The organism is Bathymodiolus japonicus methanotrophic gill symbiont, assembly GCF_019721995.1.
GTDB lineage: Bacteria > Pseudomonadota > Gammaproteobacteria > Methylococcales > Methylomonadaceae > Methyloprofundus.
Window position 1 is genome coordinate 26,513 of record NZ_BLYC01000026.1, and the last position, 25,310, is coordinate 51,822.

Annotated in this window: 25 protein-coding genes and 1 other RNA gene; 14 read left to right on the forward strand and 12 right to left on the reverse strand. The window is 40.6% G+C overall.

Annotation, left to right across the window (positions count from 1 at the left end):
• Positions 1 to 42: 42 nt before the first annotated feature.
• Complete coding sequence (locus K6984_RS22170) at positions 43 to 993, reverse strand: HpcH/HpaI aldolase/citrate lyase family protein (RefSeq protein ID WP_221897478.1); 951 nt, start codon at positions 991 to 993, stop codon at positions 43 to 45.
• A gap of 610 nt (positions 994 to 1,603) precedes the next feature.
• Positions 1,604 to 2,431 carry an aspartyl/asparaginyl beta-hydroxylase domain-containing protein gene (locus K6984_RS22175; RefSeq protein ID WP_221897479.1) on the reverse strand — a complete coding sequence of 276 codons (828 nt, stop codon included), beginning with the start codon at positions 2,429 to 2,431 and terminating at the stop codon, positions 1,604 to 1,606.
• Between the two features lie 268 nt (positions 2,432 to 2,699).
• Here K6984_RS22175 and K6984_RS22180 point away from each other — a divergent pair, with 268 nt between their 5' ends.
• The 4 genes from K6984_RS22180 (at position 2,700) to sdmB (ending at position 7,499) form a co-directional block, all read left to right on the forward strand.
• Positions 2,700 to 4,280, forward strand: a complete 1,581-nt coding sequence (locus tag K6984_RS22180) for a cytochrome P450 (RefSeq protein WP_230988237.1) — start codon at positions 2,700 to 2,702, stop codon at positions 4,278 to 4,280.
• A 9-nt stretch (positions 4,281 to 4,289) separates the two neighbouring features.
• Positions 4,290 to 4,892 (forward strand): nuclear transport factor 2 family protein, encoded by a 603-nt coding sequence (locus K6984_RS22185; RefSeq protein ID WP_221897481.1) that lies wholly within the window; start codon positions 4,290 to 4,292, stop codon positions 4,890 to 4,892.
• A 35-nt stretch (positions 4,893 to 4,927) separates the two neighbouring features.
• Positions 4,928 to 6,148, forward strand: coding sequence for a 4beta-methylsterol monooxygenase (sdmA, locus tag K6984_RS22190; RefSeq protein ID WP_230988239.1), 1,221 nt, complete (start codon positions 4,928 to 4,930; stop codon positions 6,146 to 6,148).
• Between the two features lie 361 nt (positions 6,149 to 6,509).
• On the forward strand, positions 6,510 to 7,499 hold the full coding sequence (sdmB, locus tag K6984_RS22195; RefSeq protein WP_221897482.1) for a sterol demethylase protein SdmB: 990 nt from the start codon (positions 6,510 to 6,512) through the stop codon (positions 7,497 to 7,499).
• Between the two features lie 8 nt (positions 7,500 to 7,507).
• Here the strand turns inward: sdmB and K6984_RS22200 are convergent, their stop codons facing one another.
• The 3 genes from K6984_RS22200 to K6984_RS22210 form a co-directional block, all read right to left on the reverse strand.
• Complete coding sequence (locus K6984_RS22200; protein WP_221897483.1) at positions 7,508 to 8,635, reverse strand: glycosyltransferase; 1,128 nt, start codon at positions 8,633 to 8,635, stop codon at positions 7,508 to 7,510.
• Between the two features lie 79 nt (positions 8,636 to 8,714).
• Positions 8,715 to 11,333, reverse strand: coding sequence for an MMPL family transporter (locus K6984_RS22205; protein ID WP_230988240.1), 2,619 nt, complete (start codon positions 11,331 to 11,333; stop codon positions 8,715 to 8,717).
• 400 nt (positions 11,334 to 11,733) lie between these two features.
• Positions 11,734 to 13,047, reverse strand: coding sequence for an IS701 family transposase (locus tag K6984_RS22210; protein WP_221897485.1), 1,314 nt, complete (start codon positions 13,045 to 13,047; stop codon positions 11,734 to 11,736).
• Between K6984_RS22210 and K6984_RS22215 the strand changes: the two genes are divergently transcribed.
• The 6 genes from K6984_RS22215 to K6984_RS22235 all read left to right on the forward strand — a co-directional run bounded on the left by K6984_RS22215 (position 13,004) and on the right by K6984_RS22235 (position 15,747).
• Complete coding sequence (locus K6984_RS22215) at positions 13,004 to 13,276, forward strand: hypothetical protein (RefSeq protein ID WP_221897486.1); 273 nt, start codon at positions 13,004 to 13,006, stop codon at positions 13,274 to 13,276. The two genes, K6984_RS22210 and K6984_RS22215, sit on opposite strands and share 44 nt — an antisense overlap.
• A gap of 89 nt (positions 13,277 to 13,365) precedes the next feature.
• Complete coding sequence (locus K6984_RS22220) at positions 13,366 to 13,593, forward strand: hypothetical protein (RefSeq protein ID WP_221897487.1); 228 nt, start codon at positions 13,366 to 13,368, stop codon at positions 13,591 to 13,593.
• A gap of 256 nt (positions 13,594 to 13,849) precedes the next feature.
• The gene (locus K6984_RS22225) at positions 13,850 to 14,038 is read left to right on the forward strand and encodes a hypothetical protein (protein WP_221897488.1); all 189 of its coding nucleotides are present in this window, start codon (positions 13,850 to 13,852) and stop codon (positions 14,036 to 14,038) included.
• A 58-nt stretch (positions 14,039 to 14,096) separates the two neighbouring features.
• The gene (locus K6984_RS31550) at positions 14,097 to 14,339 is read left to right on the forward strand and encodes a hypothetical protein (RefSeq protein WP_230988241.1); all 243 of its coding nucleotides are present in this window, start codon (positions 14,097 to 14,099) and stop codon (positions 14,337 to 14,339) included.
• Entirely contained in the window at positions 14,228 to 15,331 is a 1,104-nt protein-coding gene (locus K6984_RS22230) for a transposase (RefSeq protein ID WP_230988242.1), read from the forward strand. The genes K6984_RS31550 and K6984_RS22230 overlap by 112 nt, the downstream gene beginning before the upstream one ends.
• Before the next feature lie 107 nt (positions 15,332 to 15,438).
• A complete protein-coding gene (locus K6984_RS22235) occupies positions 15,439 to 15,747 on the forward strand; it encodes a hypothetical protein (protein ID WP_221896422.1) in 309 nt (102 codons plus the stop codon).
• Positions 15,748 to 16,030: 283 nt separating this feature from the next.
• Here K6984_RS22235 and K6984_RS22240 read toward each other — a convergent pair whose 3' ends face one another.
• On the reverse strand, positions 16,031 to 16,246 hold the full coding sequence (locus K6984_RS22240; RefSeq protein ID WP_147883717.1) for a hypothetical protein: 216 nt from the start codon (positions 16,244 to 16,246) through the stop codon (positions 16,031 to 16,033).
• Between K6984_RS22240 and K6984_RS22245 the strand changes: the two genes are divergently transcribed.
• The 3 genes from K6984_RS22245 to K6984_RS22255 all read left to right on the forward strand — a co-directional run bounded on the left by K6984_RS22245 (position 16,203) and on the right by K6984_RS22255 (position 18,384).
• A complete protein-coding gene (locus tag K6984_RS22245) occupies positions 16,203 to 16,370 on the forward strand; it encodes a hypothetical protein (protein ID WP_221897489.1) in 168 nt (55 codons plus the stop codon). The genes K6984_RS22240 and K6984_RS22245 overlap by 44 nt on opposite strands.
• A gap of 198 nt (positions 16,371 to 16,568) precedes the next feature.
• Positions 16,569 to 16,946, forward strand: a transfer-messenger RNA (tmRNA) gene (gene ssrA / locus K6984_RS22250).
• A gap of 166 nt (positions 16,947 to 17,112) precedes the next feature.
• Positions 17,113 to 18,384: an integrase domain-containing protein gene (locus K6984_RS22255; RefSeq protein WP_087870944.1), complete on the forward strand. Its 1,272-nt coding sequence runs from the start codon at positions 17,113 to 17,115 to the stop codon at positions 18,382 to 18,384.
• Here K6984_RS22255 and K6984_RS22260 read toward each other — a convergent pair.
• The 6 genes from K6984_RS22260 to K6984_RS22285 all read right to left on the reverse strand — a co-directional run bounded on the left by K6984_RS22260 (position 18,351) and on the right by K6984_RS22285 (position 24,067).
• Complete coding sequence (locus K6984_RS22260; protein ID WP_087870943.1) at positions 18,351 to 19,475, reverse strand: tyrosine-type recombinase/integrase; 1,125 nt, start codon at positions 19,473 to 19,475, stop codon at positions 18,351 to 18,353. The two genes, K6984_RS22255 and K6984_RS22260, sit on opposite strands and share 34 nt — an antisense overlap.
• Before the next feature lie 9 nt (positions 19,476 to 19,484).
• On the reverse strand, positions 19,485 to 19,955 hold the full coding sequence (locus K6984_RS22265; protein ID WP_221897490.1) for a helix-turn-helix domain-containing protein: 471 nt from the start codon (positions 19,953 to 19,955) through the stop codon (positions 19,485 to 19,487).
• Positions 19,955 to 20,149: a helix-turn-helix transcriptional regulator gene (locus K6984_RS22270; protein ID WP_221897491.1), complete on the reverse strand. Its 195-nt coding sequence runs from the start codon at positions 20,147 to 20,149 to the stop codon at positions 19,955 to 19,957. Before K6984_RS22270 ends, K6984_RS22265 begins: the two co-directional genes overlap by 1 nt.
• Positions 20,150 to 20,401: 252 nt before the next feature.
• On the reverse strand, positions 20,402 to 21,199 hold the full coding sequence (locus K6984_RS22275) for a hypothetical protein (protein WP_221897492.1): 798 nt from the start codon (positions 21,197 to 21,199) through the stop codon (positions 20,402 to 20,404).
• 15 nt (positions 21,200 to 21,214) lie between these two features.
• Positions 21,215 to 21,793 carry a hypothetical protein gene (locus tag K6984_RS22280; RefSeq protein ID WP_221897493.1) on the reverse strand — a complete coding sequence of 193 codons (579 nt, stop codon included), beginning with the start codon at positions 21,791 to 21,793 and terminating at the stop codon, positions 21,215 to 21,217.
• Between the two features lie 381 nt (positions 21,794 to 22,174).
• On the reverse strand, positions 22,175 to 24,067 hold the full coding sequence (locus K6984_RS22285) for an IS3 family transposase (RefSeq protein ID WP_263458838.1): 1,893 nt from the start codon (positions 24,065 to 24,067) through the stop codon (positions 22,175 to 22,177).
• Positions 24,068 to 24,143: 76 nt separating this feature from the next.
• On the opposite strand from K6984_RS22285, the gene K6984_RS22290 reads away from it, so the two are divergent.
• On the forward strand, positions 24,144 to 25,310 hold the full coding sequence (locus K6984_RS22290) for an IS3 family transposase (RefSeq protein WP_087870166.1): 1,167 nt from the start codon (positions 24,144 to 24,146) through the stop codon (positions 25,308 to 25,310).

Genomic DNA, 25,310 nt, shown 5'->3' on the forward strand with positions numbered 1-25,310 from the left:
AAAAAAGGCCGCAATAGCGACCTTTCATCAGCTCTCTATATGTTATGCTTTTGCAGCAATAGCCGCTGCCGTACTGACTACATTATTTGCCATTTTTTCAGAAGCAGCATCAATTAGTCGACCATCTAAAGCCGCAGCACCTTTACCCTGTGCTGCTGCCTCTTTTAAAGCTGCTAATATTCGTCGGGCTTTTTCTACTTCTGAAGCAGGTGGAGTAAATACTTCATTTGCCAGAGCTACTTGTGATGGATGAATCGCCCACTTACCTTCACAGCCAAGAGCTGCCGCTCTTCTTGCCGCATCTTTAAATCCTTCAGGGTCTTTAAAATCACCAAAAGGTCCATCGATGGCGCGCAATCCATAAGCACGACAGGCAACTGTCATGCGACTAATCGCAAAATGCCATTGATCCCCTGGGTAGTCCGGATTTAAACCACCAATATTTGTAGTTCTTGCACGATTGGACGCGGCATAATCGGCAACGCCAAAATGTAATGCTTCCAGACGGCCGCCTATCGCTCCTTGCTTGGCAATATCTTCAACATTTGCCATACCTAGAGCTGTTTCTATTAAGCATTCAATGCCTATTTTCTTAGTTAAACCCTGTTGCATTTCCAGCTGGTTAAGCATGGATTCAACCATATAAACATCGCTATACACACCCACTTTAGGGATCAGTATTGTATCTATTTTATCACCACACTGCTCAAGCAAATCGACTATGTCACGCACCATATATTGCGTATCTAGACCATTAATGCGTATGGAAACAGTAATTCCATGTCCAGCCCAGTCCAGATCATTTATCGCCTGAATAACATTTTTACGCGCTTGCAATTTATCATCAGGTGCAACCGCATCTTCAAGATCAAGAAAAATAACATCTACGCCACTTTTCAATGCTTTTTCAAACATTTCTGGATTTGACCCAGGAACAGCTAATTCACAACGATGTACGCGCTGCGCATTTGCTTCGTATAAGGTATGACTCATTTAATAGCTTCCTACTTTTGTAAAATAATATTGTATTTAAGAGTACTTAATTTAAGTACTCTTGTAGCACCAGCCTTCCTAGCTTAAATTGAACAACTCGTAATTTTACCGTGTAGCAACCTAATGTCAATTAATAGCCCCTGCAAATCATCACAGAAAGTGAAAGTGGCGGGCAAAAAAAATGCACTTGACTAGTTTGGTAGCCAAATGCATTAAGAACTCAACAAAATCATATGGAGGTAAGATTTAAATATTTAAGAGTTGCCGCTATTCTATCCAGATTAAAGTTATCTGAAAATGTGGCATATTGACGCGCGACAGTTTGTCGCACCCTATTGAATTAATAGGCTTATTATTTTCATCGCCCTCACACTACTGAGATTGCATATTAGTCAGCAACAACTACCCATCTGAAGTTTCCCAATTATTGAGTAGCTGAAATACACAATGCTGGTGTATCGAGGTTTATTTTAGGTGGTTTTTCCATGTTTATAGCAAACCCCTACTTAATTCCCCTTAGGCAATAGCATTTGAAACGAATGAAAAGACTGTTTTTTTCATATAGTTGTAGCATAGTTTCAACTTTACCATAAATAATTATTGGGAAACTTCAGTTTAATGGTACCCAGCTACTGTAAAAAATATGATTCATTTTTTGCATAATGACCGCCACTAGCTTAACAAATAAATCCATCACAAAATGGCACTTACTCGGCCTCACAATATCCACAAACAAGCAGTAGCGTGGCTCATCAGTTTCATTTAGGGATCGATGCTGCAAGGTATCATCAAAAATAAACATCTTACTTTCGCACCAGTGATTTTCATGGTTGCGTACCTTAATATAAGTGTCCCTACTGGTAATATCATTAATATTGTAAAGCACTCTTAAAGTGGTGCGTAAAGGCCCAAAGTGCTCATCAGTCGACTCTTTCTTGTTAAACACGGATACGCCAATAGTACGAATATATTTAAAGTCTTTATGGAATCCCGGTACATTATAGAAATTGTCAATATTGTTGCCATACCATTTAAAGAAGATCATGCTGCGTCTGATTTTTTCAGCACGACTGGCCAGCTCATCTACCACTTTTTCTTGCTTAACGATTTCCAGTAACTCATTAATCTCCGGCTGACATTCTTCCGGCAAGTCTTGTAACTGATAAATTTTCTTGTTGATATACGGTAACGTCACGATATCCATTAAAATATTAAACGGTGACAAGGCCCAGGTTGGAACACCATTACCAAAGAAGTATCGATATAATAACCTACCATCTATATCGCTATTTCGACTGACATCATAAGCGCCACAAAGCACATAAAATAACATTAATGCAGGTAAAAAATAGCTTAGTGAAAGCAAAAAAACAAACCAGATAACAGATTGAATTAAAAACTTCTTTCTTCTTTTTTCCTCAAATATTGCCTTATCCATCGATTACCTCTATTAGTTAAGCCTGATGATCTTTTCAAAAATACCCTATATAGTATAAGGCTATTTTAAATATTGCCTATTTTTCTCTATAAGATTGTTTGTACATTATGCAAGCACAGCGTAAAATCAACAAGATTTATAATAAAAAATCTCATAACGTGATGAAACGGCTTAGATCTTGATCTGCATCTTATCTGTTTCAAAATCCTGACCAGCGAAACCTTTTATGACTGAACAGCAATCTTCGACTAGCAAACAGCCCCCAAAAATGCCAGGCGCCCTACCTCTAATAGGTAATATGCTTAAATTCGGAAAAAATCCTTACGAGTATATGAACATGCTTAGAAGCAAGCTCGGGGAAATTGGGGAATTTCGCTTATTTCATCAGCAAATGATTCTACTCACGGGACCCGAGGGCAATGAAGCTTTCTTCCGCGCGCCAGATGCCCAGCTAGACCAGAATGAAGCCTATAAGGTAATGACGCCTATTTTTGGTAAAGGCGTGGTATTTGATGCCCCGCCACATATTAAAGATCAGCAGCTAAAAATGCTGATGCCGGGATTGCGCGACAAACCCATGCGCACCTACTCAAAAATAATTGTTCAGGAAGTCGAAGAAGCTATTAAAGGCTGGGGAGAGACGGGCGAAATCGATTTACTAGACTTTATGAAGCAATTGACCATTTATACTTCCAGTCATTGCTTACTGGGCAATGAATTCCGTTATGAGCTGAATGAAGAATTCTCCCAGCTATATCATGACCTGGAAAAGGGCATGCACCCGATTGCATTTATTTTTCCCTACCTGCCTATCCCTATTTTACGCCGCCGCGACAAAGCACGCATTCGGCTACAGGAGCTGGTTACCGGGATTATCGAAAAACGCGCCAGAAAAACAGAAAAAAGCGATGATGCCTTCCAGATGCTGATTGATACGCGTTATGATGATGGTACTCCGCTCTCTCCGCATGAAATTACTGGCTTACTGATAGGTACGTTATTCGCTGGGCATCATACGACTGCAGGTACAGCCGCCTGGATTACTCTGGAACTGGCACGCAACCCAAAAGAAATGGAGCGAGTACTGGAAGAATTTGACCAATTATACGGCCATGATGGTGAAGTAACATTTCAGTCTTTACGAGAAATTCCTATTTTCGAGCGCGTGATTAAAGAAGTATTGCGCCTGCACCCTCCGTTAATCATGCTAATTCGTAAAGTTGCCAAAGACCTGCACTTTAAGGACTATGTGATTAAAACAGGCAAATATGTCTGTGTTTCTCCTCGCGTGTCGCATCGTATTGCTGAAATCTTTCCTGACCCGGAAAAATTTGATCCCGACCGTTTTACCAAAGAACGCCAGGAAGATGCACAGCCCTTTAGCTGGGTTGCTTTCGGTGGCGGTCGTCATAAATGTAGCGGCAATGCGTTTGCCATGTTACAGCTAAAAGCCATTTATGCGATTCTTTTACGCCGCTATAACTTTGAATTAGTCGAATCGCCTGAAAGTTATCAAGATGATTATACGGAAATGGTGGCACAGCCGGGTTCACCTTGCATGGTACGCTATACCAAACGCACTAATATCCAGCAAGATAAGGCCGCCACAATAAATGAAAACAGCGCGGCCAACACTGAGAGCAAACCAAACTGCTTTAAAGTAGAGGTTGATTATGACTTATGCCAGGGACATGCTAACTGCATGGCGGAAGCACCGGAGATATTCCAGGTCGATGACAAAGGCTTATTAACGGTATTACAAGAAGCGCCGGACAATACTCTGCTTAAAAAAGCCCAGGCCGCAGCAAAATACTGTCCCACCAGCGCAATAAAAATCAATCAGGACTAAGGAATCAATATGGCTGCATACCCAAGAGCAGAAATGGAAGAAATGGTGGAGCGCTGGCTAGAGGCTAATCGCCAGGCTGAAAAAGATGGCAACTGGCCAAAGCACCTTGGTGCCATGTATATCGATGATGCCGAATACCGCTGGAATATTGGCCCAAATGAAGAGTTTGTCGCGCGTAACCGAGAAGAAATTGAAAAGTGGGCTTTAGGCGAGCAAATGGAAGGCTTCGAAGAATGGAAGTATCCCTATCACCGTATTCTGATTGATGAAAAGCAGGGAGAGGTGATCGGGCTATGGACCCAGGTTTCTCCAGCTAAACGCGAAGACGGCACTCATTATACAGTCGAGGGTATTGGTGGCTCCTGGTTTCGTTATGGTGGTGACTACAAATGGGAATGGCAAAGAGATTTCTTTGACTTAGGTAACACCAAGGCACTGTTTTTTGAACTGGCTGCGGCAGGCAAACTGGATCCCGCTGTTAAAGAAAAAATCGGCAAACTGGCAAAAGGCCACCCGCTTCCAGGTCATGAGAAAATACGCCCCGAAGCCAGCCTGCTGCAAAAGCTAAAGGGCTTTTTAATGATGGTACGTATCGCTATATTTAACAAGTAATTCTGTCGTTTTCTGCTACAATAACCACATAGATATTGCGTTATTATTTTTGGATTAATATGAATACTGAAGAACAACAACCTAAAAGTCGCCGCGAACAAGTGCGTGCAATTGGACAAAGCGGTAATTACTGGTATGCCATGGAAATGAGCTCCAAGCTTAAAAAAGGTAAATCTGTAGAAGTCATATTCTGGAAAAGTCCTATCGCCCTATATCGCGGTGAAGATGGCAAAGTCTTCGCCATAGAAAATCGCTGTCCACATCGCCAGTTACGCTTAACATCCGGCATCGTTCAGGGTAATGAAATCACCTGCCAATATCATGGCTGGACATTTAACGGCTGTGGCAAATGCACAGGTATTTCACACGAACTGGGCAAAGGCAAAGCTAAAGATAGCCTGCCTAATATCAAGGTTAATTCTTACCCCGTGCAGGAAAAATATGGCCTGATCTGGGTTTTCCCTGGCGATCCAGCACTGGCTGATAAAGTCCATATCCCGGAAGTCCCTCAGCTTACACAGGAAAACCCATGGGAATTCGTGCCGCTAGATTTTACCTTAAAGGCGCACTTCAGCATGATTTTAGAAAATGTATGTGACTTTAACCATGCATTTTTACACCGTAAATTTAAGCCATTTACTGATCCTCACTTATTAGGCACCCGTCACGAAGGCGACATAATCTATGTAGATTATGAAACTGACATGAGCCAGAGTAGCGCGGTTAAAACAGCTGGCGAAAAGAAAGGTGAAGGCCTTGAAGACATGACCCTCTGGTATCACTACCCATATCAGGGCTCGAATACTGCGGATAAATATTTACACTGGTTATTTATGACTCCGATAGACGAAAAAACCACCCGCTGTTTTTTCGTGTTCCTACTCGGCCCACTGGAAATTCCATTTATCAACAAACCAGTCCCCAAGTTTTTACGCAAAACAGTTATTCGCCTCGCTAATTTCTTCTATATCGTGCCACTGCTTAAAGAAGATGTGTTTATTCTTCAGGAAGAAATGCTCGGACAGGAACGTCATCCGCATATACAGCACCTTGAATTTAACCCCATCGTTGGTGGATTCCAGAAGCTAAGTATTAAAAAATGGAATGAGTATATCCATACAGAAGCCTTACGTAAACAAAAGCAGCTGGACTCAAAAGAGCGATACATATTCCCGGGTGCAGGACTGACTAAAAAAGAGCTACAGGAGTATAATCGAATGCTTGAGGAAAGCAAAGAGCTAGAAATGCAATCCTAACAGCACCAACGTCCCTGGATGAATTGCAAGTACTTTGAAGCTTCTAAGATTAGCAGAAAATACTCTATTATCTGAAGTTTCCCAATTATTGAGTAGCTGAAATACACAATGCTGGTGTATCGAGGTTTATTTTAGGTGGTTTTGCCATGTTTATAGCAAACCCCTACTTAATTCCCCTTAGGCAATAGCATTTGAAACGAATGAAAAGACTATTTTTTTCATATAGTTGTAGCATAGTTTCAATTTTACCATAAATAATTATTGGGAAACTTCAGCTCTATTATTTATCCATGATAAAAAACAGACTTCCTAACAACCGGGGATAGGCTATAACCTACCCCCCATACCCATCAACACAATAATGACAACACTGGTAACGGGTGCTTCGGGGCATTTGGGTGCAAATCTGGTACGCACACTCTTAGATCGCGGTGAACAGGTTCGCGTGCTTATACGTAAAGGCAGTAATAATACTGCATTAGATGGTCTGAATGTAGAATATGCCTACGGCGACCTTCGAGATGAGCCTTCAATTATCAATGCGGTCAAGAACTGTGATTATGTTTACCATCTGGCTGCATTTGTCAGCATTCGTGATGGCGAGCGTGATGAACTGTATGACGTCAATGTACTCGGCACTCGATACTTAATGCAGGCTTGCCGCCACGCAGATGTTAAACGCGTTGTACACTGCAGCTCATTCGGTGCAGTCGGCAATAACCCAGACGGAGCGTCCAATGAGAAATGGGCAGTGAGTCCTTATGAAATGACCACTGACTACGAAATTTCCAAGACCTTTGCCGAGCTGGAAGTCTATAAAGAAGTGGTACGCGGCTTGCAAGCAGTGATTGTTAACCCAAGTGGTATTGTTGGGCCCTGGGATTTCAAACCGTCCCTATTAGGTAAAACCATCATCGAATTTGCTCAGGGAAAGATGCGTGCATCGGTTCCTGGTGGATTTGACTTTACACCTGTTCAAGATGTCGTACAAGGACACCTTTTAGCCATGGAAAAAGGTATCATAGGCGAGCGCTATTTATTAACTGGTGAGCAACATAGCCTGAGTGAAACACTAGGCTGGCTGGAAGAGTTTACCGGCGTAAAAAAACCTAAACTGGTAATTCCGACATTTATTATGCAAAAGATTGCCGTAGTTAAGGACTGGATTGAGCGCAAGTTTTTTCCTCATGTTTACCCACGCTTTAACTATCATTCTATTCGATTATTAAATTGCGGAAAATATGGCACCCATACCCGTGCAATCAATGAGCTAGGCTTACAACCGACTCCCGTTAAAGAAGCCTATCGAGATTCTGTACTATGGTTTAGAGAACACGGTTATATAGAATAACAGAATACTCAGGTATTGGTTTTGCTGCTATCCACCAGCCCTTGATAAAGTGATCTAGCTTTTTGAACGCTGGCATCAAAAGCATAGGTTTGCGCTTTTTCCAGATAGGCTGGCTTTGATGCTTTTAACTCAGCTTCATGCTCTATCCAGTAGTCCAGCTTACTGATCAGGTTTGCCAGATCACCCGCAGAAAACAAAAAGTCATCATTTAATGCAAACTGAGCTGAAGCACTGTGCTCGGCATCTGAAATCAAAGCTGGCAAGCCACAACCTATCGCTTCTAAAACAGCCATACCTTCTAACTCTATCTCTGAGGCATGAATAAATAAGTCAGCAGTATTAAACAGCGAAATCAACTTTTCCTGGCTGACGTATTCAAAAAAAGCAGGATTAGGCAAAGTATTACCCAAATCGATCAACTCTGCTCGCAAAGCCCCCTGCCCCGTAACTACTAGCTGAATTTTATCTTTAAACCTGGATTGCTTAATCGCTTGCATCACTAATTCATGGCGCTTTTCCTTTGCTAGTCGACCAACCATTAAAATAACAAACTTATCCGCAAATTCGGCCTCTCTAACGCACTCTCTGGGGCGAAAATGCTCTGGCAGGCCATTAGATATAATTTCTACCGGCACCTGGATAGAAAATTTCTCCAGCATCTGTCTGCCAAAAACACTAGGTGACATCACCAGGTCTGCCTTATTATAAAAAGTCTTTATAAAAAAACGATACAAAAAAGCATTCAGCCATTCGTAATCCAGACCTATATTCCACATCAGATTTTCCGGCTGCACATGAAAGCCAAAAACCACCGGCTTATGCATCTTGCGCGCGATCTTTAACGCCTGATAGCCGAGGAAAAACGGGAACTGTATATGCACTAAATCTGCATCTTTAATCACCGCAGCAAGTTTTTTATTATTTGGCCAGGCAAATAAAAAGTCCATTTCCTGCATCTGCTGCTTGGCAAATGGCACATAAAAAGCAGGAAAAACAACTTTATTCTTTTCCGCTTTACCGGTACTAGCAACGGTTAAATCATCTGTTTTTTTAAAGTAATCAATAAACCGCCTAGTTGAAACCACACCACCTGATTTTTCTCCATCTACATTATCTGCAACAAAAACGATTTTCAACTGATTCTCTCCAGGCAGATAATATTAACAGGGTGCTGATAGGGGTTATTTTTACTCATAAGACTTACTCTCAATGCCGCTAAAGCGGTACTCGTCTAACGCTAAAGGCAGGCAAGACAACTAGTGTACAAATCAGGGTAAAAGAAATACCTATAGCTAGCAACAGTCCCATGCTTGCAATCCCTTGGTGATTAGTAAATGCCAGACTGGTAAAGCTAAGCAGTGTGGTCAAGGAACTAAAGAACACCCCTCTCGCCGTACTGGTTTGCAGTAAGTGCTCACTGGGGCCTAAACCTGCATGCAAGCGATGCATAATATGAATCCCGCTATCAACCCCCATACCCATCAATAATGGCAAAGCAATAATATTGGCGAAATTAAATGGATTATCCAGCAGCACATTAGTTGCGGCGGTTAGCAAGCCCGCAAGAATTAGGGGCCAGATAACTAATAGGGTATTGCGAAAGCTTTTCAGAATAATAAGTAAAACCAGAAAAATAACCAGGATTGCCGTAGTAAATGACTGAATAAACACTTCAGCTATCACATCTCCGGCAGCTAGACCAGAAACAGGAAGCCCGGTTACAGAATCATCTATACTCTGTACTTCAATAGCAAAAGCCTTCAGGTTTTCAGCTTTGTTCAAGTCATATTTAGGGTCAATAATAATTTTATACACACCTGATGGGCTTAGCCAGTTGCTACTTATATAGTCTGGAATATCATCCAAACCAAATTCATACGCTTGTAGACCAGTATTTAATCGCTGCATGGTATATGGGAATAAGCCCAACACGCTCGCATCAAATTGCTGGTATTTAGCTGAGGATAATTCACCACCATCGGCAAACACAATAAACTCGGTAATATGTCGGTGTAATTTTTCTAGTAACTCTACAGATGCTTTACCTGTAGGATGCGCAAGTGCGGTGCCAATCTTTGTTTGCAGCTCCAGCAATGCCTGACGTGAGTCTGCGGCTTCTAGTGGACGATCAAAGCTATTTGATTCTGGCCCCATCACCAGACTTAAATCCTCTATGATTTCCAGCTTTTCCTGCTGATCCTTGGCAACAAAGCTTTGCAACGTAATGGTTTTATTGACTGTATCAAGTGCCTGAATTTCACTCGCTAATTTTTCTGCATTTGCTAATGAGTCACTTAATGCAATCAGTACAAAAGGAGAGCGGGTTTTCGACTTCAATAGATCTTTAAAAGCGACCACAGATTCACTATTAGGGTCTCTAAGATTTACCGGGTTTGAGTCCAGATAAACATAGTGCAATGAAAATAACGCGGAAATAGCCAGGAAAATAGATGCATAGCGAATTTTTCGTGCATGACGAAATGGAAAGCTACTCACCCAGTCGGGCAGGCTTGTTACCTGCTGATGCCTTAGCTGCTTAATTGAAAATACCTTCAGTAAGGCAGGTAATAAGGTTAATGACACAAGCAGACCTATAAACATCCCCCCACCGGAAATTAACCCCAGCTCAGACACGCCTTCATAATCTGTCGGTATAAGGGCAAAAAAACCAATCGATGTCGTTAGTGCACATAGAAACAGCGAAAAGCCCAGCATGATAATGCTCTTTTTTATCGCATCTTCGCTGGACATATTGTTTTCCCAGCATTCTCGAAAGGTTAAACAGATATGTATTGCAAAATCGACACCCAGACCAATATAGAGTATCGCAAACGCAACAGATAATACATTCAGATGCCCTACCGAAATCGTAGCAAATCCCGCTGTTAGAATTAAGCCCATAATCAGCACGATCAAGGTACATAAGACCAGCTTAACCGAGCGCAAGCCAATAAATAGCACGATGATAATTAGCGACAGTGCAAGTAATCCCGAATAGACAGTATCTTCTGCAAGCACTCGCATTTCATCCTCTTCGAGTGCCTTTTTTCCGGTTATGCGAATACTGACTTGCGGGTCTTTTGCCTGGATCTCGCGTGCTATTTCGCGTGCAAAATTCAATGATTTTTCTACCGGCTTCATACTATTAAAGTCAGCAATTGGACGCGCACTGACTATACTGCGCAAGGTATTTCTATCACTAGCTTGATTAAAGTCCAGTAATTTCTGCCAGGATAAAGCAAAAGGCTGTTCAAGCTGCACAGCGACTAAAGACTGTTCTATTCCTTCCAGTAAAGGATCCAGATTCATCGGCAAATTATCATCCGTATTATCTAAAGCCTTGCCCAGTATTTCCAGTAAGCCTTGCAGGTGATAGTTTTGCGATAAATAGCCAATAAAAGGCTGAGCATCAATCAATTTAGCTGATAAATCTTCTAGTTTTTCGGGAGTCAGATAAAGAAAGCCTTGCTGCTTTAGGAAAGCATTATCATCAGGGATATATACATACTCAAACAACTGCTGATTCGCAGCAATACGCGTCGCCAGGGTATTTGCCGCCATGCTCGTCTGCTCTGCGGTAGGTGATTCCACAACGAAAAGAATAGTTGCAGCATCTTGCGGAAACGCATTCTCCCAGCGTATGCGGTTTTTCTGAAAGGGCAAATCCTGGGATAGCAGCGTGGATGTATCGGTATTAACGCCTAAATTATTTATCGTGTAATGCAGGCTGGTCGCACATAAGAGCACAAAAAAAACAATCAACAGCCATGCAAAGCGAAGCACACGCGTACTCCACCAATAAAAAAATTTATCCATTATATTTGCAGAACGCATACTCATAGTCGTTTTTGGGTAGCCTAAAGTTAGTTCACTAGATTATCCCAAGAAATTCGATCGTACGCGACAACTAACAAGCTATTGATTCCGCGTTTAAGTATTTCTCAGGATTATTAGGCAACTGAAGTTTCCCAATAATTATTTATGGTAAAATTGAAACTATGCTACAACTATATGAAAAAAATAGTCTTTTCATTCGTTTCAAATGCTATTGCCTAAGGGGAATTACGTAGGGGTTTGCTATAAACATGGCAAAACCACCTAAAATAAACCTCGATACACCAGCATTGTGTATTTCAGCTACTCAATAATTGGGAAACTTCAGTTAGGCAATATTATACGGACAAATTTATTTTGCTGCTCTGCACATATAAAACTGAAGTTTCTTAGAAATTCATCAAGCAACCATTCGTAATAAAACGGCTACCACCGAATTTACAGGGGAGCTGCTGTATTTGGGGCAAACCCTTTCAAAATCCGGATCCAAAGCCGCTTCGGCAATGATGCGGCGGATATCTGAAAATGCGAAACTGGCTCGCCCCTTCACTTTGTGCCGACGTTCCGGATCGGTTTTTAAACGATCCGCGTAAATCCACGTCAGCGTTGTTGCCATCATACAGAAGTTCAAATGGTTGGTCACTGCCTGCGCATTTCGACACTGACTTTTCTGACTCCCTATGTCTTGCTTGAGCTCTTTGAACTCGGATTCGATTTTCCATCGCGCACCATAATACTCAATAATCTGTGTGACGGATAAACTTAGATCGGTCGTAAACAAAGCAATCCACTGTGTGCGACGAAACACCCAGACAACCTGAACGGGTCGTTTCAATGTTGTCAGCATGACAACGCGACTATAAGCCCTGACTTCACGCTGTTTTCCATAGAGATTCACGGTATACGATCGGGCCTTTTGTTGTACTGTTTTTGCCATGTCTGTGGCTGACCTCAGACGCTGCCCGTACTTTTTATTCCGCCCCCTCTGCTTGGGTTTTCTTTTTTCTGGACGATCGTACAGTACATTATTGCACCTTAACCTAGAGAGAATATTAAACCGGCTTCCGATAGCTTTGTAAACCGGCTTCCATAGGCCATTGTTGCCAAACCAGCTATCAGTGACTGTCAATATCGGAGCGGTGGAAAAATGTTCTGCAATTGCAATCAGCATTTGAGCCGCCTGAGTCATCTTGGTCTGGAAAGGAACTACTTCCCCTCTTATCGTGGCGGTTTCTTTTTTTGCCTGAATTGTTTTTAAGGGCAGATAAAATCGGAAATCTAAAAATAAGCACGCCCAGCGACCTTTGACCTGTTTCAGCAACCCTACCGACACAATATTTTGTGCCCATGGATATTTGCTTTGATTCGATTTGGCCGCGTGGTCAAAAATGGCTTCACAGCCGAAGATATTTTTGCCTACTTTAGTGATAATGGAGTCATCCAGTGCAACCAATATGCGCCCATCTGTTTCAGGAGACGGAATCAGCTCCCAGATAGTTTTCCACAGCCCAGCCCACGGCAAAGTTGAAGAAGCCATGAAAGTGTAAAAGCGCTTATTCTTGATCTCAAACCCAAACAACGTATCAAGGCAACGCCAAAGACAGGCGCGCCATGCTACCTCACGAAATTCCGGGACTCCTGTCGCCATAATTCGTTCACCTACGCAGCGGATGGGAGATGCCCTGAACGCCCTGCGTCCGCAACGACTACGCACAAAAGCCGCTTCGTCATTACTACCTCACTGGCTGGACGGCTATTCGGAATGCAATTCTTGCTCCTCTCGCGTGCTGCTAGCACACGTCGAATCAGCGAATTGCCCTGTCGCCTATCAGGGACTAAAAATCACCACTTCGCTAAGCTCCGTTTCCATGATTTCCAGCGGAAGAGATAAAAGTGACGAAGATAGGTTAAAGCATTCCCGGAACTTGACGAATACACCATAGAAGCAGCGGATGGACATTTTATTGATCATGCCCGCCATACTGAAAAAAACAGCAAGGGGAAAGTTTATGCGGCCGGGGGGATTTACGCGTTGAATCTCAGAAGTGGGTTGCTCAGATTTCTTTGTCTGGTGACAAACGGAACTCAGAGACATCAAGAAATACCTGTGTTACGAAATCATATTGAAAAGCAAAACAAGGGAAATAACAGCTCTCAGAGACATCTCTATGTCTACGATAAAGCCGTCACCGACTTTGTCTGGTGGGATCGGCAGAAACGACATGCTAATTACATGATTTCAATGCTAAAAGAAAAGTAACTACTCAGCGTGTTTTTTAACTTTAAAATCAAATGAATATATTTTAATTTAACCTGACTTTAGTCATTTTCACCTTTAAAAAGGGGTGAAAATTGGACTAAAATTCAGAGAGATACATTAATTATTATTTTAAATCAATCTGTTATGAGTTTAAATTACGCTGAGTAGTTACAAAGAAAATTCAATTGCGACTCTGGTTGAGTCTATCCCTTTTGACTCCCGCCATGAGATCAATACAGGGGTTGAAGCATACAGTGTGTACGAAAACAAGGGCATCAAATTTAACGTGGTGGATTACCGTGATCCAGAAACCGGAAAACTTCACCGGTTTGTGACAACCTTGCCAATGACTATTAACCCTGGAACCATTGCCATGCTGTATTTCAAGCGATGGACGATTGAAAAGACATTCAATAACACTAAAACTCGATGTTCAAGTTTTTGATATTGAGAAGGTAAAATCAGGTATTCTGAGGTTGTTGTAATTTTATCGGTGTAAGCCCATGTTAATGAATGCCCCAGCCACCTTTATCCAAAGCTATATTGACGATTTAAATGATGCGCTCAATCAGCTAAAACCCGGAGCCGCTTTGACACGGATTCAAGCCGCTTGGTTGGGCACTTGTTTGGTGTGTTGGCCTTTGATGAATCAGACCGAGCACGATCTAAGTCTACAAAACGTATTTATAAGGTTTACAAGCAGAAACACAAAGGCTCCGGCGGGTATGTTAATGGACAAACGATAGTATTATTGCTGCTAGTTACCTCATCCATTACAGTGCCTGTCGGTTTTTTCTTTTATATGCCGGATCCAGCCTTAAAGCAGTGGGATAAAGAAGATAAACGGTTGAAAAAGAGCGGTATAGCAAAAAAAGATCGGCCTATTAAGCCTGAACGTGACAGTGCCTACCCGACCAAAACAGAGATTGCATTAGGCTTATTAAAAGAGTTTAAAGTTGCGCATAGCCTGATTAAAATTAAAGGCGTACTGGCTGATGCGCTGTATGGTGAAAAAGCCTTTATGGACGAAGCCGCTAAAGAATCTGGAGGCTCGCAGGTGATTAGCCAATTACGTAAAAACCAAAAAATTGAATATAGAGGTAGAATAAGGTCAGTCGAGAGCTACTTTAATTCGATTAACAAAGGCATTGATCAGATAATACGTGTACGTGGCGGCAAAGAGATTAAAGTGACTGTCAGCAGTGCACGATTAAAGGTGAGTTCTCACAGTAAAAAGCGCTTTGTCATTGCCTTAAAATATGACGGTGAAAACGACTATCGCTATTTAGTGGCGACAGACCTGACTTGGCGCACACAAGATATTATTCAAGCCTATACGTTGAGATGGCTGATTGAGGTTTTCTTTGAGGACTGGAAGCTTTATGAAGGATGGGGGCGTGAGGCCAAACAATTAGATGAAGAGGGATCAAGCCGTGGCCTGATTCTGAGTCTTTTGTTTGACCATTGCCTTCTCCTTCACCCAGAGCAAATAGCCCGCATTGAAAGCAAACTACCTGCGTATACCGTAGGAAGCTTACAGCGCAAGTCTCAAGTGGATGTACTGCTTGAGTTCATCACGTCATTGCTAGAGTTTCCAGATCCTGGTGATAAGCTGAAAGAGTTAGGTGAATTAATAAAGGATGTGTTTCAGCTGATGCCATCAGGAAAACATATGATTGGCAGAGATTTAGGGCGCTTAGAGCCAACACCATCATTAAAGTATTGTTCTGCTGGGTGAAGGTAAGAGTTTGATGGCAATGGGATGGAAAAACTTGAACATCGAGTAAAAGTAATTTCAAGGAAACTAAAGCTTGGTCTTCCAATACCCGCTCACTTGAAGATCAAATGCGCCTGACTGCAATGAGCTATAATTTAATGCGCGTGTTTGAAGAGATTTCAAAAACACAACAGCCAGAATTGATTCATCCATCGGATAAAAAATATAGCGAGGCTCTGGAGATAAGGCAGCAACAGGCTCAAAAACGAGATCGTTTTGTGAATCCATTATTTTTCCAGGCAAGAATATCTCGTATCAGCTCGTATACCATTCGGGCAGTTCAAAACGCAATAATAACAGGAATGTCTTTACAGTGCTTTATGAGCTCTCTTGTGGCGAGGTTAGTTTCACGGCATCAATTGATAGGGGAACACTGATGATGTTTATAGCAAACCCCCACTTAATTCCCCTTAGGCAATAGCATTTGAAACGAATGAAAAGACTATTTTTTTCATATAGTTGTAGCATAGTTTCAATTTTACCATAAATAATTATTGGGAAACTTCAGTTTTGTTAATGATGGCATCTTTCTTTCTTTTGGGTATTGAGTTATCATGGTTTTATTTTTCCGCCCCTTGTTTGAGTTATTATTTTTCAAATAAGGCGAAAACTATCCTGACACGGGGGGTTAGTTCCAGCCCATCGAACTGATAGTTTTGTTCAATCGCTGAAAATCATGGAAACGGAGCTTAGCGAAGTGGTGATTTTTAGTCCCTGATAGGCGACAGGGCAATTCGCTGATTCGACGTGTGCTAGCAGCACGCGAGAGGAGCAAGAATTGCATTCCGAATAGCCGTCCAGCCAGTGAGGTAGTAATGACGAAGCGGCTTTTGTGCGTAGTCGTTGCGGACGCAGGGCGTTCAGGGCATCTCCCATCCGCTGCGTAGGTGAACGAATTATGGCGACAGGAGTCCCAGAATTTCGTGAGGTAGCATGGCGCACCTTATACTCAATCATTAAAGTCCCTATAGCATCGTCACCACGGCTTGGATTTCCATAGCCAAACACTAATACTTTTGCCATTCTTCAAATTAACTCCATTATGACTTTTAAAAAAAAGCCCTCCCCCACCCAAGCGCATAAAACCAAATACTAGCGTACACTGAAAAGCTACAGCATTGAAAAATGCCAACCAGTTAACACTTTAAATAAAAAAAGCATATTTACCATTAAAAATCTATTATAATAAAACTCCAAAGGGGACGACCTGGCTTCGACGTGGGTAGCAAAACCTTAGGTGCATGTCGAGGACAGTACACCTCGTAAAATCTACTGAACTTAAAGTATTCGCAAATGACGAAAACTACTCAATGGCTTTAGCTGCTTAAACCCAGCACCATTCTCTTGGCTACATGTGCTTATGCGTGTAGAGTCTTTCGGGGCATCCAGGAGTCACTTTACATAAGATCGCGTTAAGACCTTTGTTCGGAGTTCTGACTCGCTAAACCTAATCGAAATCGCTAAAAGTATCTTGGTTCGACGGGTAGCTTTTAGTTAAATCAAAGTGCGGAATAAACATGTAGATCCAAAGGCGGAGTGCTCGCGGACGGGGGTTCAATTCCCCCCGTCTCCACCAACACAATGTTTTACAAGATTCACAAAAGACCCGATACACCTTGTTAATCCTAGGTTATCGGGTTTTTTATTGCCTATAGAGTCCTATAAGGTTTCATAAAATCTTAGCTTTTTAGTAACATCCATAGTAACATCACCTTAACTTCATTAGATGCGGTGTTACTAAAATGGCTAGAGTTACTAAACCACTTACCAATACAGAAGTAAAACAAGCAAAACCCAAAGAAAAGGAATTTAATTTAGTTGATGGTGATGGGCTTGCTCTCAGAGTAAAACCCAACGGATCTAAATTATGGATATTTAACTACTTTAGACCCTACACAAAAAAACGTACCTCTTTAAGCTTTGGCTCATATCCCGCCATATCGTTAGCAGATGCAAGAAACAAACGCGCCACAGCAAGAGAATTACTCGCAAAAGAGATTGACCCAAAAGAACACCGCGAAGATGCCAACCGTTTAAATGATATAGCCCATAACAATACACTGGAACATATCGCCGAAAAATGGCTAGCTGTAAAAAAAACAACTGTCACTCAAAATCATGCAACAGATACTTGGCGTTCACTAGAACTTCATATATTCCCAGAATTAGGCAAAATACCTATACATAAAATTACTGCGATAAAAACCATTGAAATCCTTGAACCTATTGCCGCCAAAGGTAGTTTAGAAACGATAAAACGCCTCTGCCAACGACTCAATGAAATAATGGTTTACGCTGTCAATACAGGCATTATTTCAAGTAACCCACTAACGGGTATAAGCAAAGCCTTTCAGTTACCCACAAAACAGCATTTACCGACCCTGAAACCTGAGCAACTCCCCTTGCTAATGAAAACAATATCTCAAGCAAGTATCAAATTAACAACACGATGCCTTATTGAGTGGCAATTACGTACAATGGTTAGACCCAGTGAAGCAGCTGGCACACGCTGGGATGAAATTGATTTTGAAAATGGGCTTTGGAATATCCCCATAGAGCGTATGAAACAAAAGAAGGCACATACTATCCCACTAACCCCGCAATGTTTAGAATTACTAGACGTTATGCACCCTATTAGCTCTCGTAGTGAATTCATTTTTCCCTCAGATAGAAATCCAAGAACACACACCAACGCCCAAACTGCCAATATGGCACTAAAACGAATGGGATTTGACAAACAATTAGTCGCACATGGACTAAGATCACTAGCCAGCACCGTACTTAATGAAGAAGGTTTTGATGCTGATGTAATTGAAGCCGCATTAGCCCATACTGGCAAGAACGAAGTACGTAACGCTTATAACAGAGCCAACTACCTTGAGCGCAGAAAGCCTGTTATGATTTGGTGGAGTGATTATATTGATAAAGCTGCCACGGGCAATATGAGTTTGGCGGGAAAAAAAGGACTTAAAATAGTCGATTATGCCACATCACCTAAATTAGCCTCTGCTTGACCTGCCAACGCTTTAATAACAGCTTGTGCAATATCATCAGCATTAGGGTTAATATTAGCAGATACGCGGGGAGCCTTTAATTGCTGAAAAATTTCCCCCTGCCGATGTTGCTGTACTTCACCATAGCTATATAAGGTTGTTAAAACATCTTCATGCCCTAAATTCTGGCTCCAGGATTTAAACTCTTCAGGTGTTTGGCAAAGCTTTTGGCCAAGAGTAACCAGAGTTTTACGAAAACTATGCGGATTAAAATAAGGTAAATCAGATGATTCAAAAGCATCACGAAAAATTGTGCGTATAGGGGAAGCAGTACTCCAGTGCTCTTTTTTAAACCCCGATGCTTTAAAGGTTCTATCATCACCTGTAATCACATTGGTTTTAGGAAACAAGGGATCATCGTTCCCCCAAAGCAACTCCTCTCTGAGATAATGCACCCAATCAATTACAATTTTCTGAATATCATCCCCAACAGGAAAAAAGAACGTTGTAAAAGTCTTACTGAATTTAGTTTTCACCTCTCGCGCATCCTGAAATACACTATTACCTATAATATCAACATGCTTTAATTTCATAGAAGCAATAGCACTATCCCTAGCACCTGTTAAAATACCAAAAGCAATAAGGCTACGATTGCGTCGCTCTATATCTGAATTATTTGGCATAGTCTCAATAACATGCCTAATTTGTTCCATTGTAGGAACTGGCGTTTCCCTACGCGCCGTTGCAATACGAACTTCTTTTTCTGATAAATTAAAATATTCCGTATCAGTATAATTAATACGCGACTTATACCCTGCTTGCATAGCTAACCACTGAAAAAAAGTTTTCAACTGCCTCAAGGTAGAATTTAGTGTTGCCTTACTTAATTCCTTACCTGTTTGCTGATTTTTTTGCTGGGCAAGATGTTTTTTAAATCCTACCGCCTGCTCAAAATGAAATGTCTTAAAATCACGGTATTTTGTATAAGACTCAAAGCGACTAACTGCCTTAGCGACCGCATCAACTGAAGCCTCATTTTGTCGCTTAGCTTCTTTAAGAAATATAAAATATTGACGCTTAATACGCTCATTATTTGCATTGTGTTTTATCATCGTTTTAACTCACTTTTTAAAGTCACTGTTTAAGAGGGGTTTAACACTCTCGTTTATGTGTTTTAGTGCCTTCGGTAATGTGATGTCTAATTTATCCTGAATTTGCTCTAATGTGGCGATATTGAAGTATTTATTGATAATCCCACCGCACGATGGACAGAGACCAATTAAACGCCCAAGTTGGTGATTTATCGGCTCATAGTCAACCATATTTTCAGCAGGAATCTTAGGCACTCGACAACGTACACAATAAATTTCAAACGGCTGACATTTCCGCTTATTGCTCTTTCTTTTTTCCTGTAAATAAATTTTTAATTCAGAACCAAGAATTAACATAGGACGTTTATTATCATTAGTTTCTAACCCTTCTTTAACCCATAAACGCACCGTGTTTTTATGGACAGAAAATAAATTAGCGACCTCCTCCACCGTATAATTACGATGGATTTTTGCCAGATTAGGATTAAGACGCTTAGCCATTACTTTTCACAACGACTAGCTTTTATTTTCTCCGCTACCCAATCATCTACCTCCTCTTCTATCCAGCCAACAGCCCTGCCTCCTAGAGAAATAGGAGCAGGAAATTCATTTTTAGAAATGCGTAAATAGATAGTGCTACGTGATAAACCTGATTTATCTTTAACAATGGGAAGTCTTACTATTTTGTGTGACATGTTTGGCTCTCTTAAACGATTAATGGAAAAGAGAGAATATCTGGGCGATTTGGGCGATAAAATTCCAGTTACCGCCCAATACTCAATTGGGATATTGATTACAAAACAATAAGATATAGATTTTCAAGATAGCTTTGAGTTAAGGCAAGGGAACTGAATTTAGAATAGAATTATTGAGATAAAATAAATACTACAAATAAAACAACAACTTAATAACTCATATTTTGGGCGCAAAAATTCCGCCCAACTTTGTTACTTAACCATGTTTTTACGAATAGTTTCAGCGTCCCTAGCGTTGGCAATATCCATTTTAGCGATTTGAAGTGAACACCACTTATTAGATTTAGTAGGGTTCTGTTTTTTAAGCTGTACATACGCATCTTGCCAGTCCTGATACATCGTTTGAGTTTCAAGCTTACGAGCTTCACGCTTATTAGTTAATGGGATATAGCTTTTACCTTGCCTTAATGGCTCACGATTGAGCAAATCATCAATAGCATCTTGGTCAATAAAAAGCTGTTCTCCCTCAAAATATAAAACCTCTTCAACAGGAACAGTATGCTGATTGACTTCCAGCGAGAAATCTAAACTATTCAAAGTCACCCAGCGCCGACCTCTAGCCGTTTTTAGCATACCCAACTTAATCACAGGTTGGTTGACTGTGAAGGTAATTTTATCTTTTAACCCTAACAATCCCGCAATTACCTTAGACAGCCGATTAACATCGGCTTGCCATTGCTGTAACTGCACCAAAGGAATCTGCACCCGCCCCATTTGGCTTTGCATCTCAGCATCATCGCAAACAATAAATGCGCAACTTAAAGCAGGATCATCATGAATAAGCGTGATAATATCCATAAAACAACGATTCTCACACGCATGACACTCAATAGACTGAGTCGCAGAAGTACGTATAAGAAGCCCTACTTTTAAGAGCAACTCTAATGTTCCATCAGGCCAATTTTGAATAGTATTCCAGCTAATGATAATTGGCTTATTTTCTGCGCGTAGGTGCGCTAATAACTCCAGTAAAACATCATTAAATGTCATAACGAATATTGGCTATTAGGGTTGCGGCTCAATACCCGACTTCTCCAATATCTCACGAATTTTTAAATCATCGCCATCATGCCCTAGCGCACAGGAATTAGGGTAAGTAATATTAAAGGTGCGTGTCTTGGTGCGCCTGCCTACTGTGGGTTCAAAAATAACCTTTACACGGGTTTGAGTCACAAAATAAGCGGGTGGATTCAGCTCTTCCAATAAGACATAAACCGCTTGAGGATTATTTTTAGTATCTGCTTCTAAAGAAATACGCCGTTTACTACCATGCTTTAATGTAAGCCGTAACTGAGTGACCGTTATCTGCTCAATACCCGATTCAGGCGCAATTTGAAAGGTAAATTCAGCATCCCCCAAAGGATCTAAATCATAAACCCTCTTATCTATCCTACCGTTACTGAGCGTTTCTAAATTAAGAATTGTTCTAGCAAATATTCTCTGCAACTCAGGTACAGCTTTGGTATTTTTAGGCGCATAAATATCTAATGACCCATCTTCTTCACAATAAACAAAAATAATTTCAAACGCTGGATGTCGGGCGCGTGTTTTTAAAGCATCGCTCTCCCACTCAACAGCCGACAAACCAAAATCTTCAGGGTAAGCAAAAAAATACTCTTTATACGGTAGGTATTGCTTATACGGTTAAAGATGAAACTAATATTATTACATCAGGCGCGTTACTGCATTTAACACTAAAAAATGATGATGTACGCCCTGAATATTTAACACTGGTTTTAAATAGTTTAGTTGTACAAATGCAAAGCGAACGAGATGCTGGTGGATCAATAATTAAACATTGGAAACCTTCAAAGATAGAAGAAGTACTTATTCCTATTATAGATTTAGACTTGCAAATCCAAATAGAACAAAAAATAAAGGCTTCCTTTAAACTTAAAACCGAATCAAAAAAATTACTAGACCTAGCCAAACAAGCCGTTGAAACCACCTCCTTACACACAAGTCCTAAAATACGCCTTTTAGCTTTCTGGCCATTTGAATACCATATACGCAGTCCTGAATCCTCTGAAAACCGATCCAAATACTTTTCGCACCAGGGTCACCATCTGATTTACGCCCTAAAAAACCACCCAATGTCGCTAAATTTCTTAACACGGCATTCAGTGTAGGCACTTTTTTGGGTATCTTTTTGTCCAATAAACCATAAGATGATTTCCATTCTAAAGGATCAAAGATTAATTCAGCAGGCAAGTCAGGACAGATGCGACCTAAGCGCATAAGATACATCACCCGCCAAGCAATAACCATGGCCATGACTAAGGCTTTTTCAATGCGCTCTTTACTGGATAATTGAAGCTTTTCAACCTTGCAGCCCACTTTCAAAATATCAAAAAACATTTCTATTTCCCAGCGACAGCGATACCAGTCAATCAACTCACAGGCTTGATCTTCACTTTCTACCCTTCGATTGCTTAATAAGCGCCATATGAGCGGTGACTTCCCTTTAGGCGGGTTGATTTCTTTTGCCTGAACCAAAGTTACTTCAATACCTTCTTTCCCTTTTACGGGGAAAGTGCAGCGTAACACTTTAATTTCTTGCTGAACTTGTCGCGATTTTTCGCCTTTTTTTCGTGGCTTAATAAAACTAACGCGACTCATAACCTCTTGCTTATCGACGCTATCCCACAGTGTTTCATCCGCTGATAATTTACGGTTATGCCTGGCTCTTACTAGCCAGTCAGCAGGCGTATTTAACGCCTTACTTCTCTGCATAAGCTTACATATCACCGCTTCATTCTGCTGTTCATTAGCTAAAATACTTTCTCTATATACATTCATTGGTTTTTTATAGTCCAGGGTTTCATGAAACCGTTGATGATTATAAAACTCAATATAGTCATCAACATCTTCTATTAACGCTCTAATTGAACCATATTCATTTAAATAAATACGCTCACATTTTGCACTTCGCCAAAACCGTTCAATACAAATATTATCCGTTGCTCGTCCTTTTCCATCCATAGAAATAGTAATGCCTTTGTTTTTTAGTCGTTGGGTATGAATTTCACTGGTGTATTGACTGCCTTGATCCGTATTAAAAATTTCAGGTGTTCCGTAGAGAGAAAGCGCTTCATCTAATACATCCATAACTAAAAAAGAATCCATTGTGTTTGATATTTTATGGGCGAGCACTGCTTTTGAGTGCCAATCAATAATCGCCGCTAAATAAACCATCCCTTCTTTGGTTTTAATATAGGTTATATCTGTACTCCAAACTTGGTTAGCGTGTGATATATCAAGATCTCTAAGCTTATAAGTATATTTTTTATGTTCTTTTATGGGGATCGTTGTATTGACTTGTTTTACCGCTAATACGGCTTTCAAGCCCATCTGCTGCCGATAACTCGCCACCGTGTTTAAACTGACTTTAAAACCACCTTCAAGCAACTGCTGGTGTACTTTAGCCGCACCATAAATAGGGATGTCTTTAAAAATGTGATTAATCTGAGTTTTGATCTCTTCTTTCTTTTTATTCTCTCTTTTTTTGTAATAGAGATTGCTTCTATTTAATCCTAATAATGCACACTGCTGTGTTAGAGGTAGAGTGTTAAGCTTGGGCTCAATCAACTGTTTTCTATCAGATGAGTCCAAGCTTTTTAGCTTTTTTTCGAGCCACTCCTTTTCAACCGTCATTTTTCCTACGATTTTTGTGAGCATCTCATTTTGTTCTTGAGCTGCTAATAGATCCTCTTTGTAATCTTTAACGGCTTTGGAGGGCTCCATTGCTATTTCTGCATTGTCTAAGAATATTTTTTTCCAGTTTTGTAGGTTCTTAGGTGTGATGTTATTTGCACTGGCAATTTCTTGCAGTGTTTTTTCATCTTTAAAACTTCTAATACCAACTTGCTTTTAAATCAGCACGTAGACTCTTATTCCAAATTAGTTACTATTTTGTAAAAAATTGGAGTATTAAATGAGCAGAAAAAGAACGGTCTACAGTGCTGAATTTAAAAGCAAGTTGGTATTAGAAGTTTTAAAGAATGAAAAAACACTGCAAGAAATTGCCAGTGCAAATAACATCACACCTAAGAACCTACAAAACTGGAAAAAAATATTCTTAGACAATGCAGAAATAGCAATGGAGCCCTCCAAAGCCGTTAAAGATTACAAAGAGGATCTATTAGCAGCTCAAGAACAAAATGAGATGCTCACAAAAATCGTAGGAAAAATGACGGTTGAAAAGGAGTGGCTCGAAAAAAAGCTAAAAAGCTTGGACTCATCTGATAGAAAACAGTTGATTGAGCCCAAGCTTAACACTCTACCTCTAACACAGCAGTGTGCATTATTAGGATTAAATAGAAGCAATCTCTATTACAAAAAAAGAGAGAATAAAAAGAAAGAAGAGATCAAAACTCAGATTAATCACATTTTTAAAGACATCCCTATTTATGGTGCGGCTAAAGTACACCAGCAGTTGCTTGAAGGTGGTTTTAAAGTCAGTTTAAACACGGTGGCGAGTTATCGGCAGCAGATGGGCTTGAAAGCCGTATTAGCGGTAAAACAAGTCAATACAACGATCCCCATAAAAGAACATAAAAAATATACTTATAAGCTTAGAGATCTTGATATATCACACGCTAACCAAGTTTGGAGTACAGATATAACCTATATTAAAACCAAAGAAGGGATGGTTTATTTAGCGGCGATTATTGATTGGCACTCAAAAGCAGTGCTCGCCCATAAAATATCAAACACAATGGATTCTTTTTTAGTTATGGATGTATTAGATGAAGCGCTTTCTCTCTACGGAACACCTGAAATTTTTAATACGGATCAAGGCAGTCAATACACCAGTGAAATTCATACCCAACGACTAAAAAACAAAGGCATTACTATTTCTATGGATGGAAAAGGACGAGCAACGGATAATATTTGTATTGAACGGTTTTGGCGAAGTGCAAAATGTGAGCGTATTTATTTAAATGAATATGGTTCAATTAGAGCGTTAATAGAAGATGTTGATGACTATATTGAGTTTTATAATCATCAACGGTTTCATGAAACCCTGGACTATAAAAAACCAATGAATGTATATAGAGAAAGTATTTTAGCTAATGAACAGCAGAATGAAGCGGCTTAG